This window comes from Gluconobacter sp. R75690 (assembly GCF_015244525.1).
Classification (GTDB): Bacteria; Pseudomonadota; Alphaproteobacteria; order Acetobacterales; family Acetobacteraceae; genus Gluconobacter; species Gluconobacter potus.
Window position 1 is genome coordinate 114887 of the sequence record NZ_JABCQB010000009.1, and the last position, 17304, is coordinate 132190.

At 63.7% G+C, this 17304-nt stretch carries 16 protein-coding genes; 14 read left to right on the plus strand and 2 right to left on the minus strand.

Features of this window, described 5'->3' with window-relative positions; translation table 11 throughout:
- Positions 1 to 117: 117 nt before the first annotated feature.
- From miaB to HKD27_RS11710, 11 genes are all read left to right on the plus strand, one after another.
- On the plus strand, positions 118 to 1518 hold the full coding sequence (miaB, locus tag HKD27_RS11660) for a tRNA (N6-isopentenyl adenosine(37)-C2)-methylthiotransferase MiaB (RefSeq protein WP_194689672.1): 1401 nt from the start codon (positions 118 to 120) through the stop codon (positions 1516 to 1518).
- Positions 1512 to 2693, plus strand: coding sequence for a PhoH family protein (locus tag HKD27_RS11665; RefSeq protein ID WP_194689595.1), 1182 nt, complete (start codon positions 1512 to 1514; stop codon positions 2691 to 2693). Before miaB ends, HKD27_RS11665 begins: the two co-directional genes overlap by 7 nt.
- Positions 2662 to 3168: an rRNA maturation RNase YbeY gene (gene ybeY, locus HKD27_RS11670; RefSeq protein ID WP_194689594.1), complete on the plus strand. Its 507-nt coding sequence runs from the start codon at positions 2662 to 2664 to the stop codon at positions 3166 to 3168. The genes HKD27_RS11665 and ybeY overlap by 32 nt, the downstream gene beginning before the upstream one ends.
- A complete protein-coding gene (locus HKD27_RS11675; protein WP_062456716.1) occupies positions 3165 to 4112 on the plus strand; it encodes a hemolysin family protein in 948 nt (315 codons plus the stop codon). The genes ybeY and HKD27_RS11675 overlap by 4 nt, the downstream gene beginning before the upstream one ends.
- Positions 4113 to 4167: 55 nt before the next feature.
- Positions 4168 to 4803, plus strand: coding sequence for a thioredoxin domain-containing protein (locus HKD27_RS11680; RefSeq protein WP_194689593.1), 636 nt, complete (start codon positions 4168 to 4170; stop codon positions 4801 to 4803).
- Positions 4804 to 5439: a thioredoxin domain-containing protein gene (locus tag HKD27_RS11685; protein WP_062496804.1), complete on the plus strand. Its 636-nt coding sequence runs from the start codon at positions 4804 to 4806 to the stop codon at positions 5437 to 5439. It begins immediately after the preceding gene.
- A gap of 34 nt (positions 5440 to 5473) precedes the next feature.
- Positions 5474 to 10009: an AAA family ATPase gene (locus HKD27_RS11690; RefSeq protein ID WP_194689592.1), complete on the plus strand. Its 4536-nt coding sequence runs from the start codon at positions 5474 to 5476 to the stop codon at positions 10007 to 10009.
- Between the two features lie 112 nt (positions 10010 to 10121).
- Positions 10122 to 10808: a metallophosphoesterase gene (locus tag HKD27_RS11695; RefSeq protein ID WP_011253515.1), complete on the plus strand. Its 687-nt coding sequence runs from the start codon at positions 10122 to 10124 to the stop codon at positions 10806 to 10808.
- 10 nt (positions 10809 to 10818) lie between these two features.
- Positions 10819 to 11154: a chorismate mutase gene (locus HKD27_RS11700; RefSeq protein ID WP_194264830.1), complete on the plus strand. Its 336-nt coding sequence runs from the start codon at positions 10819 to 10821 to the stop codon at positions 11152 to 11154.
- The gene (locus HKD27_RS11705) at positions 11154 to 11663 is read left to right on the plus strand and encodes a histidine phosphatase family protein (protein ID WP_194689591.1); all 510 of its coding nucleotides are present in this window, start codon (positions 11154 to 11156) and stop codon (positions 11661 to 11663) included. The genes HKD27_RS11700 and HKD27_RS11705 overlap by 1 nt, the downstream gene beginning before the upstream one ends.
- 91 nt (positions 11664 to 11754) lie before the next feature.
- Entirely contained in the window at positions 11755 to 13050 is a 1296-nt protein-coding gene (locus HKD27_RS11710; RefSeq protein ID WP_194689590.1) for a citrate synthase, read from the plus strand.
- Positions 13051 to 13066: 16 nt separating this feature from the next.
- Here the strand turns inward: HKD27_RS11710 and HKD27_RS11715 are convergent, their stop codons facing one another.
- The gene (locus HKD27_RS11715) at positions 13067 to 13303 is read right to left on the minus strand and encodes a hypothetical protein (protein WP_024716776.1); all 237 of its coding nucleotides are present in this window, start codon (positions 13301 to 13303) and stop codon (positions 13067 to 13069) included.
- A 207-nt stretch (positions 13304 to 13510) separates the two neighbouring features.
- Between HKD27_RS11715 and HKD27_RS11720 the strand changes: the two genes are divergently transcribed.
- A complete protein-coding gene (locus tag HKD27_RS11720) occupies positions 13511 to 14257 on the plus strand; it encodes an orotate phosphoribosyltransferase (protein WP_041112205.1) in 747 nt (248 codons plus the stop codon).
- Complete coding sequence (murI, locus tag HKD27_RS11725) at positions 14257 to 15102, plus strand: glutamate racemase (RefSeq protein WP_194689589.1); 846 nt, start codon at positions 14257 to 14259, stop codon at positions 15100 to 15102. Before HKD27_RS11720 ends, murI begins: the two co-directional genes overlap by 1 nt.
- 45 nt (positions 15103 to 15147) lie before the next feature.
- Here murI and HKD27_RS11730 read toward each other — a convergent pair whose 3' ends face one another.
- Positions 15148 to 16203: a polyprenyl synthetase family protein gene (locus HKD27_RS11730; protein ID WP_228518484.1), complete on the minus strand. Its 1056-nt coding sequence runs from the start codon at positions 16201 to 16203 to the stop codon at positions 15148 to 15150.
- Positions 16204 to 16353: 150 nt separating this feature from the next.
- On the opposite strand from HKD27_RS11730, the gene HKD27_RS11735 reads away from it, so the two are divergent.
- Positions 16354 to 17220 carry a tRNA1(Val) (adenine(37)-N6)-methyltransferase gene (locus HKD27_RS11735; RefSeq protein ID WP_194689588.1) on the plus strand — a complete coding sequence of 289 codons (867 nt, stop codon included), beginning with the start codon at positions 16354 to 16356 and terminating at the stop codon, positions 17218 to 17220.
- Positions 17221 to 17304 lie beyond the last annotated feature (84 nt).

A 17304-nucleotide genomic window follows, 5' to 3' on the forward strand; every position in this document is an offset into this window, starting at 1 on the left:
GACATTCGGTTCGCCGTTCTCCGGAACAGGCTTGACCCCGTGGATGTCTGCCCCGATGTGTGTGCCTGATTCTGCCATTCCCGGACCGAGACCTTGACTGCCCCGACTTCCCCAGCCGTGCCTGCCTCTTCCGACACCGCGTCCATCGGACATGCTCCACGGGGCCTTCATGTCATTACATGGGGCTGCCAGATGAATGTCTATGACAGCGCGCGCATGGCCGATGTCCTGCGGCCGCTGGGTTATGGCCCGGTCGAGCGCCCCGAAGACGCCGACATGGTCATCCTCAACACCTGCCATATCCGCGAACGAGCGACCGAAAAGGTCTTTTCCGAACTCGGACGCCTGCGCAAGATCCGTGACGAGCGGATGAGCACTGGGGCTGACCGGACCATTATCGCGGTTGCGGGATGTGTGGCCCAGGCGGAAGGTGAAGTCATCCTTTCCCGCGCGCCTTATGTAGATCTGGTGCTCGGGCCACAGACCTATCACAAGCTGCCCGAAATGGTGGCCCGCGCCGCCCGCGCCGGTGGTGCCGTGATTGAGACCGACTTCCCGGTCGAGCAGAAGTTTGATTTCCTGCCCACGGATGCCGCCCCACAGACACAGGGTAATCTCACGGCGTTCCTGACCATTCAGGAAGGCTGCGACAAGTTCTGTTCGTTCTGCGTGGTGCCCTACACCCGGGGCGCGGAAACGAGCCGCCCGGTCGCTTCGGTTCTCGCCGAGGCACGCCGGATGGCGGAAAGCGGCGTACGCGAGATCACGCTGCTCGGTCAGAACGTCAACGCCTATCATGGCGATGACGGCAAGGGTGGAAGTGAGACTCTGGCCGGGCTGGTCGACCAGCTCGCGCAGATCCCCGGTCTGGGCCGCATCCGCTACATGACGTCTCACCCGCGCGACGTGGACCAGAGCCTTATCGACGCGCACCGGGACAATCCGGCCCTCATGCCCTTCCTGCATTTGCCCGTACAAAGCGGATCGGACCGGATCCTCAAGGCCATGAACCGCGGGCACACGGCGGACGAATACCGCGAGAGCGTCCGCAAGCTGCGTGAAGCCCGCCCCGATCTGGCCCTGTCTTCCGATTTCATCGTCGGCCATCCCGGCGAGACGGAAGAGGATTTCGAAGCGACCATGCAGCTCGTGCGCGATATCGGTTTCGCCATGGCCTACAGCTTCAAATATTCCCCCCGTCCTGGCACCCCAGCTGCTGGCCAGCCGATGCAGGTGCCCGAGGACGTGAAGGATCGCCGTCTGGCCGAGTTGCAGGCGCTTCTGCGCGAACAGCAGGACGCCTTCAATGCCGACATGGTCGGAACGGTGCAGGAAATCCTGGTGACGAACCGGGGCCGCAAGCCCGGGCAGATCGCCGGGCGTTCCCCCTATCTGCAACCCGTTCATTTCGACGGACCGGATCATCTGATCGGGTCCACCGTCAAGGTCGCCATCACCACGCGCCGCACCAACTCCCTGGGCGGCACCCTGATCCGGGAGACAGCCTCCGCTTGCTGACAACGCACCCGACCCGTCCCGTCGCCACCAGTAGTGGCTCCGAAGGCAACCGCACCGTTGCCCTTCGCTTCAACGACAACATCCTGCTCCAGCGCCTGCTGGGGGACCATGACCGGCATCTTGTCCGGCTTGAGGAAGGATTCGACGTCAAGCTGTCCTGTCGTGGCAACAAGATCGCCATTTCCGGAGAGACGGAATCGGTCGGCCGCGCACAGGCGGCCATCATCGCGCTGTACAACCAGCTCGAACAGGGTGGCACGATCGATGCCTCGCAGGTCGATGGTGTCATCCGCCTGACGGCCCTGCCGAGCCGCCCGGAACGCCCGGTCGACACGAGGCAGGCCCGGCCCGCTCCTGAAGAACGTCCGCGTGGCAATAATGGCCACCGGCGTCAGGAAAAGGGCCATGGCAAGCCGCAGAACATGCCCGCAACGGCATTCGGGGATCTGCCTGCCATCAAGACCAAGCGCGGCGTCATCGCACCGCGTTCGCATGGTCAGGCCGCCTATATGGAAATGCTGGCCAATACCGACATGGTATTCGGCATCGGCCCGGCCGGTACGGGCAAGACCTATCTGGCCGTAGCGCAGGCCGTGGGCATGCTGCTCGCCGGACAGGTCGACCGGATCATTCTCTCGCGCCCGGCCGTTGAGGCTGGTGAGCGCCTCGGTTTCCTGCCCGGCGACATGCGCGAAAAGATCGATCCCTATCTGCGTCCGCTCTATGACGCCCTGCATGACATGATGCCGGGCGATCAGGTGGTGCGCCGCATGGGGACGGGTGAGATCGAGGTGGCACCGCTTGCTTTCATGCGCGGGCGTACCCTGGCTCATTCCTACGTCATTCTGGACGAAGCCCAGAATACGACCGCAGCCCAGATGAAGATGTTCCTCACCCGTATGGGTGAAGGAACACGCATGGCCATTACGGGCGATCTGAGTCAGATCGATCTGCCGAATGGTGTATCATCCGGTCTGCGTGAAGCGGTCGAGACCCTCGAAGGCATCAAGGGAATCGGCATCACGCGCTTTTCTTCCGAAGATGTGGTGCGCCATCCGCTGGTTGCCCGTATCGTCGATGCCTATGAACAGAAAGCGCCAGCCCCCCGGGACGTGTTCCGGAACAGGCTGCGCCGGGAAAACAATGGAACCTCCAAGTCGACACGCCGGTACTGACATCCTCATCGAGGACGCGCGCTGGCGCGCCTCGGTTCCGGGGACGGAGCGTGCAATCCGGCGCGCCCTCGTCGCGGTCGCCCGTCAGGGTGGACCCGACTTCACGCAGTCTCCGGCTCCTTCGATCCTTCTGGCGACAGACCGGATCGTCAAGCGCCTCAATGCGCGCTTCCGGGACAAGAACAAGCCCACGAACGTCCTGACGTTCGAGCCTCTCTCGCCCATGCATGGCGGAGACATCGTACTGGGTTACGAGACGGTACGCCGCGAAGCAGCGGCTGCCCGGCGCTCACTGAGGGCGCATCTGTCGCATCTTGTGGTGCATGGCGCACTGCATCTTGCCGGTTACGATCATCATCATCCCGGCGAGGCCCGGGAAATGGAAGGAATTGAGACCCGTACCCTGCGGTCCCTCGGTTTTGGGGATCCTTGGCGCCAGGGGAACTGGCAGCAGGCTGGGAGTGTCCGGATATGAGTGACGATTCACACGACCGCCCGACCGAAGAGTCGGGCAAGAGCCGCCCTTCCCGCGGCCTTTTCGGACTTTTCAACCGCCGCGGGCGCGATCAGGGCCTGCGCGAGTCCATCGCCACCCTCGTTCAGGAAGCCGGACAGCCGACCGAGGATGCGGGCGACGAACCGGAACTCGACCGGCAGGAACGCGCCCTCATCATGAACGTGCTGCGCCTGCGGGACATCACGGCGGATGACGTCATGATCCCGCGCGCGGACATCGTCGCCATGCCCGAGGCCCTGCCCTTCAACGAGGCGCTGGACCTGATGCGCCGGGAAAACCATTCCCGCCTTCCCGTCTATCGTGACCAGCTCGATGACATCGCGGGCATGATCCATGTGAAGGACCTGATCGCCTATGTCGGCGATCCGGAAGCCTTCGATATCCGCCCGCTCCTGCGTCAGCCGCTGATGATCGCGCCGACCATCCCGGTGCTGGACCTGCTGCTTCAGATGCGCCAGCGCCAGATGCACATGGCCCTGGTGATCGACGAATATGGCAGCATCGACGGGCTCGTGACGATCGAGGATCTGATCGAGACCATCGTGGGCGACATTTCCGACGAGCATGACGATCCGGTCACGACCATGTGGGTGGAACGTCCGGACGGTTCGTTCGATATCGACGCCCGTCTCCCTGTCCGACAGCTTGAAGAACGGCTTGGCGCTGTCCTGACGGATGCCGAACGCGAGGCCGAGATCGAGACAGTTGGTGGTCTGGTGTTCCGTCTGGCCGAGCATGTCCCGGCCAAGGACGAGGTGCTGACCCATGAAAGCGGCCTGGAATTCCGGGTTCTGGATGCGGATGCCCGGCATATCCGTTCCCTGCGCATGCGGGTTCCGGAAGGCTGGGAAAACAAGCCGCTTCCCGCTCTCAAGACGCAGGAAGATGACCGGGGCTCTTGACGGAGGCCCCGGTTCATCGTTCGAGTATCACATCGTTTCCAGCGGAGCCCCGCCCATGTCTGCCGACCAGCCTCTCGGCCGCCGTACCCTTCTCGCTTCCGGAATGGCCCTTGTGGCCAGTGCGGCCGTGCCGTTTGCACGGGCAGATGACCTGCCTGCCAGCGATCCGCGCATGGGGCCCCGGGTCATCGGCTTGCCGGATGCAAAGGTGATCGTGGACGAGTGGTTCTCGCTGACCTGCTCGCACTGCGCCCATTTCGCGCAGGAGATCTTTCCCCAGATCCGCAAGAACCTGATCGATACGGGAAAGATCCGCTACCGCTTCCATGATTTCCCGCTCGATCAGGTTGCCCTGCTGGCGTCCATGGTCTCACGCTCCCTGCCCGCCGAGCGGTACGAGCCCTTCGTGACGGATCTGCTCGACCATCAGGACGAGTGGGCCTTCGCACAGAACATCGACCCCATCGCTGAGCTGAAAAAGCGCGCGGCGCTGTTCGGCGTGAGTGCTGCCGAATTCGACAAGATCAATGCCGATAATGCCCTGCGCGAGTCCATTATCAACAGGCAGGACCGTGACGGCGCTTTCCTCCAGATCCAGGGCACGCCATATTTCCGCATCAATGATGTTCCCGCGCCCGACGTGGTCGGGAGCTATGATGATTTCGCCAAAGCAGTTGCAAAGGCTTCCTGAATGACCCGTCTTTCCCTTTCCCGCCGCTTTTTCGTCTCTGCCGCGCCGGCTCTCGCCGTAGCCGGAACTGCCGCCGGCACGGCCCGCGCGGCCGGTGCAGGCTCGACCGATGCCCGGCTGAGCCCGCGTATCATCGGCAACCCGAATGCCAAGGTCCTGGTTCAGGAATGGTTCTCCCTGACCTGCACGCACTGCGCGCATTTCGCGACGGAAGAATTCCCCAAGATCAAGGAACAGCTCATTGATACCGGCAAGATCCGCTATCAGTTCCATGATTTCTGCGGAGATCGCGTCGGCCTGACGGCGGCCATGGTGGCCCGCTCCCTGCCGGAAGAGCGTTACGTCCCCTTCCTCGAAGCCCTGTTCTCCAGCCAGATGCAGTGGGCCTTCGCATCCGGTGGCGACCCGATGCAGCGCCTGCAACAGATGTCCGCCCTCGCCGGCGTTTCGGCTGCGCAGTTCGACGCCATCAGCAAGGATAACGTGTTCGCCGAGGCGCTGTTCGATCAGGTCAAAAAGGATTCGGACACCTACAACATCCAGGGCACGCCGTATTTCCGCTTCAACAACACGCATTACGACCAGGATCCGGAAACCTACGAAAAGTTCGCCGATCTCGTCGCCAAGGCGTCCTGATCCGCTAAGGTAGGACCAGTATCTCCATACCCTGATGTCGAGCCGCGCCACGACGATCGACCGCCTGAGCATTGGCGGTTTCAAGAGTTTCGCCGATGAGGTGCGTCTCGATATCCTTCCGGGCCTGACGGGGATCATCGGGCCGAACGGCTGCGGCAAGTCCAATGTCGTCGAAGGCCTGCGCTGGGCCATGGGCGAAACTTCCGCCCGCGCCCTGCGTGGCGGGGAACTCGATGACCTGATCTTCGCGGGCACCGGCGCGCGCTCGGCCCGCAATATCGCTCAGGTCACGCTTCATCTCAGCAATGCGACCGGTCTGGCCCCATCCCCGTTTCAGGACGCGGACGAGCTGGAAATAAGTCGTCGGGCCGAGCGCGGATCTGGTAGCGAATACCGTATCAACGGCCGCGTCATGCGCGCCCGCGACGTCCAGACCCTGTTTGCCGATCTGGCGTCGGGTGCACGCAGTTCCGCCATCATCAGCCAGAACCGCGTCGGCCAGCTCATCGCGGCCAAGCCCGAGGAACGGCGCCTGCTGCTCGAAGAGGCTGCGGGCATCACCGGCCTGCACGCCCGGCGCCATGACGCCGAACTCAAGCTGCGCCAGACCGAGACGAACCTTTCCCGCGCCGAAGACCTGCGCCTTCAGCTCGAGGAACGGCTTGAAAGCCTTGAGGGCCAGACCGTTCAGGCCCGGAAATACCGCGAGATTTCCGAGAAGATCCGCCAGACGGAAACCGAACTTCACGCCCTGCTTCATGCCCGGGCCAATCTGGCTGTCCAGCGCAGCCGGGATGATCTGGCAAAAGCGCGCGAGGACCTGAAAAAGGCCGAGCTGGCCGCAGAAGCCGCCGCCACGGCCGAGTTCGAGGCCCGCAAGGCCGCCCCTCAGGCCCGAGAGGAGACGGACCGTCTGCGAAGCGCTCTGGAGCGGCTGAAGGTCCAGTCCGAAATCCTGAAGCAGGATCTCGACCGCGCCCGGCAGACCGAGTCCGACAGCCGCCTGCGTCTTGAACAGGCCGAAGGAGACCTGACCCGCAGCGAAGCCAGCCTGACGGCGAACCGGGAAGCCCGGCAGAGTGCCGCGGAAGAATGTGCAGGCCTTGAAGCCGAAATGGCCGCTCTGCCCGGTCTGCGCTCATCCTGCACAGCAGAGTGCGAACGTCTGGATGCGCTCGAAAAGGAGCAGGCCCTCGCCCTGGAAAATGCGACCCGCCTGCGTGATGCCGAAGCCATCCGCAGGGACGGCGTGATGGAAGGGCTGGATGCCCTGACCCTCCGTCTGGATGCGGAAATCGGCGCGCTGGACGCCCTTGAAGCGGAAATCGCGGCACTGGATCAGGCGACCCCCGATAACGACACACTGGAGACGCTGCGTCAGAAGGCCGCGTCGACGCAGGAACAGGCGCAGCTCGCCAGCGGCCGGGAACAGGACTGCACAACCGCGTTGCAGGAGGCGCGCCTCAAGGCCGAGCTGGACGGACGGGCACTGGCTGAAGGGAGAAGCCGCCTCGAAGCGCTTCAGGCCACGGAAGCCGATCTGGACAGACGTCTTCAGACGACCCAGACCCAGATCACGCAGGACCGGACCACACGGAATGCCGCTCAGGCCGCACTGCTGACCGGGGAGGCAAGAGCCGAGCTTGAAGCGGCCCGCGACAGCACGGCACAGGCCCTGACCGAAGCCCAGACGCGGGAAAACCACGCCCGTCAGGAACAGGAGCGGCTCGGCGCCCTCTGGCTGGAAACCCGCGCTGCGGCAGAAGAAGGCACGCAGCGTCGCAAGGCGCTTCTCCGAACCGTTGAACAGGCCCGGCAGTCCCTCGATCAGGCACGGCAGAAAGCTCAGTTGGCCACTACGGCGGAGACAACGGCCCGGGCCGCCCTTGTGCCCGAACAGGCCGTTCAGGATGCCCGCAATACCGTCACACAAACCGAAGAGCGCCTGACGGGTCTGCAAAAGGCCCTCACAGAGGCGGAAGCCACACTGGCCGAGGCGCGCGAACAGGAAACACAGGCCCGGCAGGCCCTGTCCGCACTGGAAACGCTTATCCTGCGGACACAGGGCGAGTGCGAAGGGCTGGAACAGAGCCTCAACGCGGTTGCCGCCCAGCCCGATCCGCTGGAAGACGCGCTGGACCTCCCGGCAGACATGGCCCGCGCCGTCGCGGCGGTGCTGGCGGACGGGCTGGACGCGTCCCTGGCTCCGGACAGCATTCCCGCCGACCGGCGCTGGCGCTCTCTGGACCGGCTTACCGTCGCGGAACTGGCGGGATGTCGTCCGCTCTCGGATCTCGTTCAGGCCCCTACGGCGCTCCAACGCTGTCTGGACGCCGCATTCCTGCTCGACGACGCCAGCGCCGGACCGGCGTTGCAGAAAACCCTCCAGCCGGGACAGGTTCTGGTCTGCCGCAGCGGTGCGCTCTGGCGCTGGGATGGTTTTACGCGCTCCGCCGATGCCCCGGACGCCGGAGCCGCCCGGCTGGAGCAGCGGCGGCGTCTGACGGAAGCGCGGACCCTGCTTCAGTCCCATCAATCCGATCAGCCCCGCCTGAGCCAGACCTGCACCATAGCCATCGAGGCCCGCAAACAAGCCGAAGCAGCCCTCGCAACCCTGCGTCGCGACCGCACGACGCTGGAGCCAAAGTTGGCCGAAGCCCGGACCGTGGCATCGCGGATCGAGCAGAAGGCAGCCCTCGCCCGCACCCAGTGGGAACAGGCTGCGGAACGCCTGAAGGACGCCGAGACCGCTCTGACCAATGCCCAGAATGCAGCCACGCAGGCCGAAGCCGAACTGGAAGCCCATCCCGCTCCCGACGATCTGCTGCTCAGGGCACAGACCAGCGCTCAGGACGCCGAAAACGCCCGCAATGCCCTGCGCGACGCCAGCAACAGCCTTCAGGATGCGCGGAGTGCTGCCGACACCGCCTCCCGCGCACTGGATCAGGCCCTTCTGCGGCATGACAGCACGCTCACCCGCTTGCGGGATCTGGATGAAGGCCTGAGCCGACTGGAGCAGGAACACGAGCGTCTGACGGCCCAGCGTGTTGCACTCCAGCAGCAGGACAACCGGCCCGATATCCCCACACTGCAAGCCGCGTCTCAGGCCTCGCAGCAGGTTTTCGATCAGGCACGTTCCTCTGCCGAGGCAGCATCGCAGGCGGCAAGGAAAAGCCGTGAAGACGCCACCCGCCTGACGCGGGAGCTTCAGGCACTCGACCAGTCCGCCGCAACGGCCCTCGCCCGGCGTTCCGCGCTGGAACCGCGTCAGCGGGAGTTGCACGACCTCGTCACCCGCCTGCGTGACGATCATACCAGACGGACGGCCGAACTGGCCGAGAGGCCGGATCCTGCAATACTGGAACAGGCAGTTCTGGACGCCACGACGCCCCTTCACGAAACCCGCCATCTGTTGGATGCCGCCCGGACCGAGAGCGGTCGGTTGTCTCTTGAAGACGTCCGTCTGACCGGCGCCCTGGCTGCGGTCCGCGCCCGGCTTGAGGCGCTCGGCACCCGGATCGCCGGCGAAGAAGCCAGTCTTGCGCATCTGAGGAGCCGACGGGACGAACTGCGGGACAGCTTTCAGACACACAGCGCAGTCCCTGCCGAGCTGGAACGGAAACTCGCCGGTCACGATCAGACCCTGACGGATGCCCAGAACGCTTATGACGCGGCACGCGCCCGGGACGAAGCGGCGGGGGCTGCGGGGCTGGAAGCGCAGGAGCAGCGCCGCAACGCCGACCTGGCGCTGGCGGCAGGCCGGGAAGCCATCGCACGCCTGACCGAGCGCGCCGAGCAGGCCGTCGCCGCCCGCGAGCGCCTGCTGGCCGACAGCGAACCTCCCGAAGGCGGGGCACAGGGAGCTGCCTATCCGTCCGATCTTTCCGAACAGGCCGAGACCTCGACCCGCCGCCGCCTTTCCCGCCTGACCCGCGAGCGCGAAGACCTGGGCGCGGTCAATCTGCGGGCCGAAGCCGAATTCGAGGAAGCGCGCGAAACAGCCGAGACCATCGCCCGCGAACACGCCGAACTGACGGCCGCCATCAACAGGCTACGCGGCGGGATCGGCACGATCAACCGCGAAGGACGCGAGCGCCTGCTGGCGGTCTTTTCGGAAGTGGACCGGCATTTCCAGTCCCTGTTCGCCCGCATGTTCGGCGGCGGACGCGCGCATCTGGGCATGGTCGGCAGCGATGATCCGCTGGAAGCGGGACTGGAAATCTTCGCCCAGCCACCGGGTAAGAAGCTCTCGACGCTCTCCCTGCTTTCGGGTGGCGAGCAGGCCCTGACTGCGCTTTCGCTGATCTTCGCAACCTTCCGCTGCAACCCCGCGCCGATCTGCGTGCTCGATGAAGTCGATGCGCCGCTGGATGATGCGAATGTCGAGCGTTTCTGCTCCCTGCTGTCCGACATGACGAAGGAAGCCGGTACGCGCTTCCTGGTCGTGACGCATCATCAGCTGACAATGGCGCACATGGATCGTCTTTATGGTGTCACGATGCAGGAACGTGGTGTAAGCCGGGTCCTGTCAGTCGATCTGGGGCGCGCCGTCGCGCTTGTGGACGGCTGAGGTCAATTTTCTCAAACAGATAAATTGACGTTGGACCGTTCTGGCCCTTTGATAGAAGGAAAACCGGAAAGCACGCGCCATCTTCGTTGATCCACCCCTTCCCGAACCCATCATGACGCGAATCCGTGAACACGGCATCCGTGTCGTGGGAGACGTGCATGGTGATTTCAACGCTTTCCGTCATGCCACCGCAACCGACCGCTTTGTCATCCAGCTCGGAGACCTCGTCGATCACGGCCCCGACAGCGCCGGCGTGATGGAACTGATGCTCGAACTTCTGGAGCAGCAGCGCGGTCTGTTCATTCTCGGCAACCATGACCGCAAGCTGGGCCGCGCCCTCGAAGGCAGGCGCCTGCGACGTGACCCCCCGCTTGAGGAAACGCTGCGCCAGATTTCGCTGCCGGAATATGAGGGGCTTCCCGAACGCGCCTACAGGGCCATCGATCAGGCGCCGACATGGCTGCGGATCGGTCGCTCCCTGTTCGTGCATGGCGGATTTCATACGGCCATGCTCTCCCATTCCCCGGTGCCGGGTCTGGGCGAGATGTCCGCGCCGCTGTCCCGCGCCCTTTTTGGTGAAACCACCGGCCGCATGCAGCCGGATGGCTATCCCGAACGCCGCCTGACCTGGATCAACCGCATCCCTGAAGGGATGACGGTCTATGTCGGCCATGACCGCCGCTCGACCGACGGACGCCCCTGGCGCCGGACGGGACGTCTGGGAGGCACGGCTGTCTTTACCGATCTCGGTGCCGGAAAAGGCGGCCATCTTGCATGGATCGATCTGAATGAGCCCTGAGCCCTCCAACATGCCTCACACATCCAAGCCGGCTGCCTCCGACCCTGCCCTGGCCGAACTCGAACGCCTGCGCGCGAGCATCGACAACATCGATGCCGCCCTGATCCATATGCTGGCAGAACGCTTCCGCTGTACGCAGGAAGTCGGAAAGCTCAAGGCCCGCGCCCATCTCCCGCCAGCCGACCCGTCCCGTGAGACGCGTCAGATCGAACGCCTGCGCCAGCTTGCCCGCGATGCCCATCTGGATCCGGATTTCGCCGAGAAGTTCCTGGCCTTCGTCATCCGTGAGGTCATCCGCCATCACGAAGCCATCGCCGCAGACGCCCGCCGGGCATCGGAAGGCTGATGCGCCGTCTCCTGCTTCTGCGTCACGCCGAGGCCGTCCCCCATGTCCTGACAGAGAAGGGTGACCGCGCCCGCGCGTTGACCCCGAAGGGACAGGAGCAGGCCGCCAGCATCGGCAGACAGCTTTCCACGCTGGACCTGCCTTCCCCCATCCGGATCCTGTGCAGTCCCGCCATCCGCACCCGGCAGACCGCGCAGGGCGTGCTTGCCGCTTCTGACACGGATGCCTCGCTTGAAATCGAAGACAGCCTGTATTCCGCAACGGCCGACGATCTTTACGGCCTCATTCACGCTACGCCGGAAACCGTCGGGACCCTGCTGATCGTCGGCCATAACCCGACCATCGGCGACTTTGCCTGCGATCTTCTCGGTCCTGCCCTTCAGAGCGCCCGGTTTTCCACGCTCTACCGGTCTTATCCGCTGGCAGGCCTGACGGTTCTGGGCGTTCCGGGGCAATGGCTGGATGTCCGGCCGTCCACGATCCAGCCCATTACGCTCCTCCAATCCTGAAAGAGCGTCCGGAGGGCTTCTCTGGACATAAAAAACCTTTCAGAGATAAAACAGAACAACATCCTTACATTTCAAGCGGGTTATCAACTGCATGTCCGAAAACCGTTCCGCAACCTTTGGTCTCGATGGCCTGAGCCGTCAGTTTCCAGTTCTGGAAGGGACGATCGGTCCGGATGTCGTGGACATGCGCGCCCTGTCCCAGAAAACGGGTGTCTTCTCCTTCGATCCGGGACTGGGCAGCACCGCGACCTGCACCAGCGCCATCAGCTATATCGATGGTGACAAGGGCGTCCTGCTGCATCGTGGCTATCCGATCGAAGACCTGGCCCTCAACGCAAGCTTTACCGAGACGGCCTATCTGCTGCTCTATGGCGAGCTTCCGACAGCCGCGCAGTATCAGGCGTTCCGCACGGACATGAACACCCACCGGCTGCTGAACGAGCAGATCCGGAACTTCTTCAACGGCTTCCGTCGCGATGCGCATCCCATGGCGATCCTGTGCGGAACGGTCGGCGCACTTTCAGCCTTCTATCATGACGGTCTGGACATTTCGGAGCCAAAAGCCCGGGACCTCTCGGCCCGCCGGCTGATCGCCAAGGTCCCGACCATCGCAGCCTGGGCCTATAAATATTCCATCGGCGAGCCCTTCATCTATCCCGATGAAGAAATGTCGTTTTCCGAGAACTTCCTGCACATGCTGTTCGCCCGGCCCGGCAACCATTACCGGGTCAATCCCGTGCTGGCCCGCGCGATGGACCGCATCCTGCTGCTGCACGCCGATCACGAGCAGAACGCCTCCACGACGACTGTCCGCCTCGTGGGCTCGACCGGTGCGAACCCCTACGCCTGCATCGCGGCTGGCATTGCCGCCCTGTGGGGGCCTGCGCATGGTGGGGCCAACGAGGCCGCGCTCGGCATGCTGGAAACCATCGGCACCCGCGATGGCATTCCGGCCTTCCTCAACGAGGTCAAGAACCGCAATTCCGGCGTGCGCCTGATGGGCTTTGGCCATCGCGTCTACAAGAACTTCGATCCGCGCGCGAAGATCCTTCAGGCGACCTGCCACGAAGTCATCGAAGAGCTCGGGCTCAAGCGCGATCCGCTTCTGGATCTGGCGATGGAGCTGGAGCGCGTGGCCACTGAGGACGATTATTTCGTCAGCCGCCGCCTCTATCCGAATGTGGATTTCTATTCCGGACTGATCCTCAAGGCTCTCGGGATTCCCAAGAGCATGTTCACCGTTCTGTTCGCAGTCGCGCGGACAGTCGGATGGGTCAGTCAGTGGAAGGAAATGATCGAGGAACCGTCCGTTCGCATCAGCCGCCCGAGACAGCTTTATATCGGTGCGGCAGAACGGAGTTTCGTCCCCATGAGCGAGAGGCGCTGAAGCGCCTCCCCGGCGTTCAGCAGTCGCAGCCCGGAGTCTGGCCGCGGGCCTGACGGACGACGTGATGGTCGATCCATTCGGCCACGAGGCGGCGTGCTTCCTTCACGGAAGATTCGGGATGGTGGATGCGATACAGCGTCGTGCAGGCCGCAAAGGCCTGCATGTCCGGCTGGCCGACTTCACGCAGCTCCTGATAGGCCGTCACAACAGCGCGTTCGCATTTCCGGCCGATCCGACTGGTCTCTATGCTCACTTCTGTTCCTGCCGTAAATGAGAATGAATATCGATATCTCTCCCTAGAACTCCGGACGCTCCCATGCAAGCACGAAGATCGATGGGACCGGTAACACTGACAGGCAGCAGATAAAATTCACACAGCCCGGAAGCGGGACATATTGCCCCTACCCTTCCCGGCAACAGCCCGGTAAACCACGAGAAAACGACGTCAGCGGAGACAAGCATGACCCAGTTCGCCGAAAGCCCGATGGCGGGCCGCACCCAGTGGGACCGTGACGCGGCCCTCACCACGGCCCGTATCCTGCTTGAGATCAAGGCCATCAACTTCCGCCCGGAAGAGCCCTACACCCTGACGTCCGGCTGGAAGTCCCCAGTCTATATCGACTGCCGCAAGATCATTTTCTTCCCGCGCGCCCGCACCAAGATCATGGAACTGGCCGTCGAGAAGATCGGCCGTCATATCGGCTATGAAAGCATCGACGCTGTCGTCGGTGGTGAGACCGCTGGTATTCCGTTCGCTGCCTGGATCGCGGACCGGATGATGACGCCGATGGCCTATGTGCGCAAAAAGCCCAAGGGCTTTGGCCGCAACGCCCAGATCGAAGGCGATGTGCCCGAGGGCATGCGCACCCTGCTGGTCGAGGACCTGACGACGGACGGCGCGTCCAAAATCCGATTCGCCAATGCCCTGCGTGACGCAGGCGCCATCGTGAACCACACCTTCGTCGTGTTCTTCTATGGCGTGTTCCCGGGCGCTCATAAGACGCTGGCGGATATGGACATCTCGCTGCATTCGCTCTGCACCTGGTGGGACGTTCTGGAAGCATGCGCCGGCGGTGACTACTTCTCCGAAAAGGACAGCGCCGAAGTCCGCCGCTTCCTGGAAGACCCGTGCGGCTGGTCCAAGAAGCATGGCGGCGTGAGCAGCGCGGAAGAAGCGCTGGCTCTCAAGGCCAAAGCCGAAGCCTGATGGACACTGGCGCGTCCGTGCCAGCCGGTCGGAGTCTGGTTTTTGACTCCGGCATTGGCGGGATGGGTGTCGTGCAGGCCCTGCGCGACCTCCTCCCCGCCCTGCATATCGATTATCTCGCCGATACGGCGCTCTTCCCGTATGGCGAACAGCCTGACGATCTGCTGACCTCCCGGATCGTCAGTCTTCTGATTGCCGCCTGCGAGCGCCTCCAGCCCGACGTTCTGGTTATTGCCTGCAACACCGCCAGCACGATTGCCCTGCCTGCCCTGCGGCAGCGCCTGAACATTCCCGTAGTCGGCTGCGTACCACCGATCCGCTGGGCCGGACGCGTTTCCAAGAGCCGGGTCATCGGTCTGCTATCAACGTCTGCCACGGCACGGCGCCCTTACATCCTCCAGCTTCATCGCGATTTTGCGCCCGACTGCCGCCTGATCACTCATGGTGCACGCCGACTGGCGGATCTGGCAGAGCGCGCCTTTCTGGGTGAGGCCATCGCAGATTCAGACGTACAATACGAACTGACCTGCCTCTTCAATCAGCCCCATGGAGGCGATATCGACACCGTGGGCTTGGGCTGCACGCATTACACATTTCTGATGGATGCTTTCGAGCGCCTGTCTCCCCCCGGCATCACCTGGCTGGACCCGGCCCCCGCCGTCGCACGGCAGGTCAGGACTGTCCTTCAGGACGCACCCTGCTCCTCAGCACCACCCCGCCCCGGCAGGCTTCTGATGACCTGTGCACCACAGGACACCGCAAGACTGGAAGCTGCAGCGCAAAGACTCGGTTTTTCGCAATGGGATGTGTTCGCGGCTCCCGCACCAGGCATGGCGGAAGCCTAAAAGAAAACGCCCTGTCCGCTCTGGAACAGGGCGTGTCAGAACTTCTCAGCGGGCGCGATCGACGGTGTACTGAACCGTCTCCGTCATGAGACGACGCAGTTCACTGTCCGGGAAAATCGACAGCGCATCGACGGCCTCAGCCGCATAGGCCTGCGCGCGGGCAATCGTCGTTGCAATGGCGCCGGTCTTCTCGATCAGGGCCAGGGCATGCGGCAGATCGGCTTCCGTCTGCTCACCTTTTTCAATGACACGTTCCCAGAAAACACGGTCTTCGGGAGAACCGGCTTCATAGGCGGCCAGAACCGGAAGCGTGATCTTGCCCTCGCGCATGTCGTCGCCGACCGTCTTGCCGAGAACCTGCTGGTCGGCCGCGTAGTCCAGCGCATCGTCAACAAGCTGGAATGCCATGCCCAGATTGGTCCCGAAACGGTCCAGAGCGAGCTCTTCCGCTTCCGGGCGATCCGCGACCACCGCGCCAACACGACAGGCTGCCGCAAACAGGGCGGCCGTCTTGCCGTGAATGACTTCGAGATAGCGATCAACCGGTGTGGACAGGTCGTTCTGCGTCACCATCTGCAGGACTTCGCCTTCGGCAATGGTTGCCGAAGCATCGGACAGGATCGCCATGACCTTGAGCGACCCGTCCGCCGTCATCAGCTGGAACGAGCGCGCAAACAGGAAGTCGCCCACCAGGACGGAGGCCTTGTTGCCGAATACGGCGTTGGCCGAGGCCAGACCCCGACGCAGGTTGCTCTCATCGACCACGTCATCGTGAAGCAGCGTGGCGGTATGGATGAACTCCACGCAGGCGGCGAGACCAACATGGCGCTGGTTTTCCGGTGTCGACTGGTAGCCGCACAGACGGGAGGAAGCGAGTGTCAGCAGGGGTCGCAGACGCTTGCCGCCAGCCGCGACAAGATGGGCGCCAAGCTGCGGAATGAGCGGGACCGGGCTCTCCATCCGCGCGATGATGGCACGGTTGCAGGCCTGCATGTCCTGTTCCAGGTAGGCGGACAGAGCGGAAAGGGCGCTCTCGCCCCCTGCATCCCTGACCACAGCTTTCTCAACGGTCGCAGAAACGTCCGGTGCGGCAGAATCCAAGGGTCATTACTCCAGTTCCCGCAGCGGACCCGGAGACTGGCCCAGGACCGCACGGGCACGATATGATGTGGCGTGGCCCCGTTCTTTCTCTCCTGTCACGGGAAGAACGAACGAACCATGTAACGCCGGACGACAGGTTGGAAAGACCATATGAGCGGCAGCAGGAAGACGGTCAACCCATTGCAGCCCCCGAAGTCCCATACCGGGAACCCATCAACCCCTCCTGCCCCCACACGAGAAGAAGGTTTCCTGCTGGGCGGCCGGGTCCGCTACGACCAGTTCGCCAAGGGCTACAGGACCGGCCTTGAGCCTGTCCTCATGGCGGCCTCGATCCCTGCAAGACCAGGTGAAACCGTGCTGGAAGGGGGATGCGGTGCAGGAGCTGCCCTGCTCTGCCTCTCGGCCCGTATTCCGGGCATGCATGGAGTCGGACTGGAGTCCGATCCCGAGACACAGGCACTGGCCGAACAGAATATCCGGAACAACATGCTTTCGGACGGCATCCCGAGGCTCCGGATCCTTCAGGCCCATCTGCCCGATATCCCCAGGAGCCTGCGTGTCCTCACGCCCACCGCGAACGGCCGCTTCCATCACGTCATGGCCAATCCGCCATGGCATAGCCCTTCCGGGACACCGTCGCCCGACAGCCGGCGCCGTCTGGCCCTGAGCGCGGAGACAACTGCGCCGGAAGACTGGATCCGCGCCCTCACGAAATGGGTGCTTCCGGGTGGAACACTGACATTTGTCCTGTCCACCGCCGTCGCGGACCGGGCCTGTCAGACCCTGCTGGAAAATGGATGTGGTTCGATCCAGTTCTACCCCTTCTGGCCCCGGGCGGGGCGCGAAGCGAAACTGGTTCTGGTCCGCGCGGTTCATGGAGGCCGCGGGATCTTCCGGCTGCGGGCCGGGCTGGTCCTGCACGAGGCAGACGGACGTTTTACGGCTGCCGCCGAACATGTCCTGAGAGACGGAGAAGCCCTGCCCGAAGACTACGGCGTGTCGTCAGTTAAGACCTGAGAGCTTGAAGTGAGGGTTGTACGTTCTGTTGCTCTGTGCTGACTGTTTTTCCGGCTTTGGAGGAGAACAACAGATGCGGCGCTA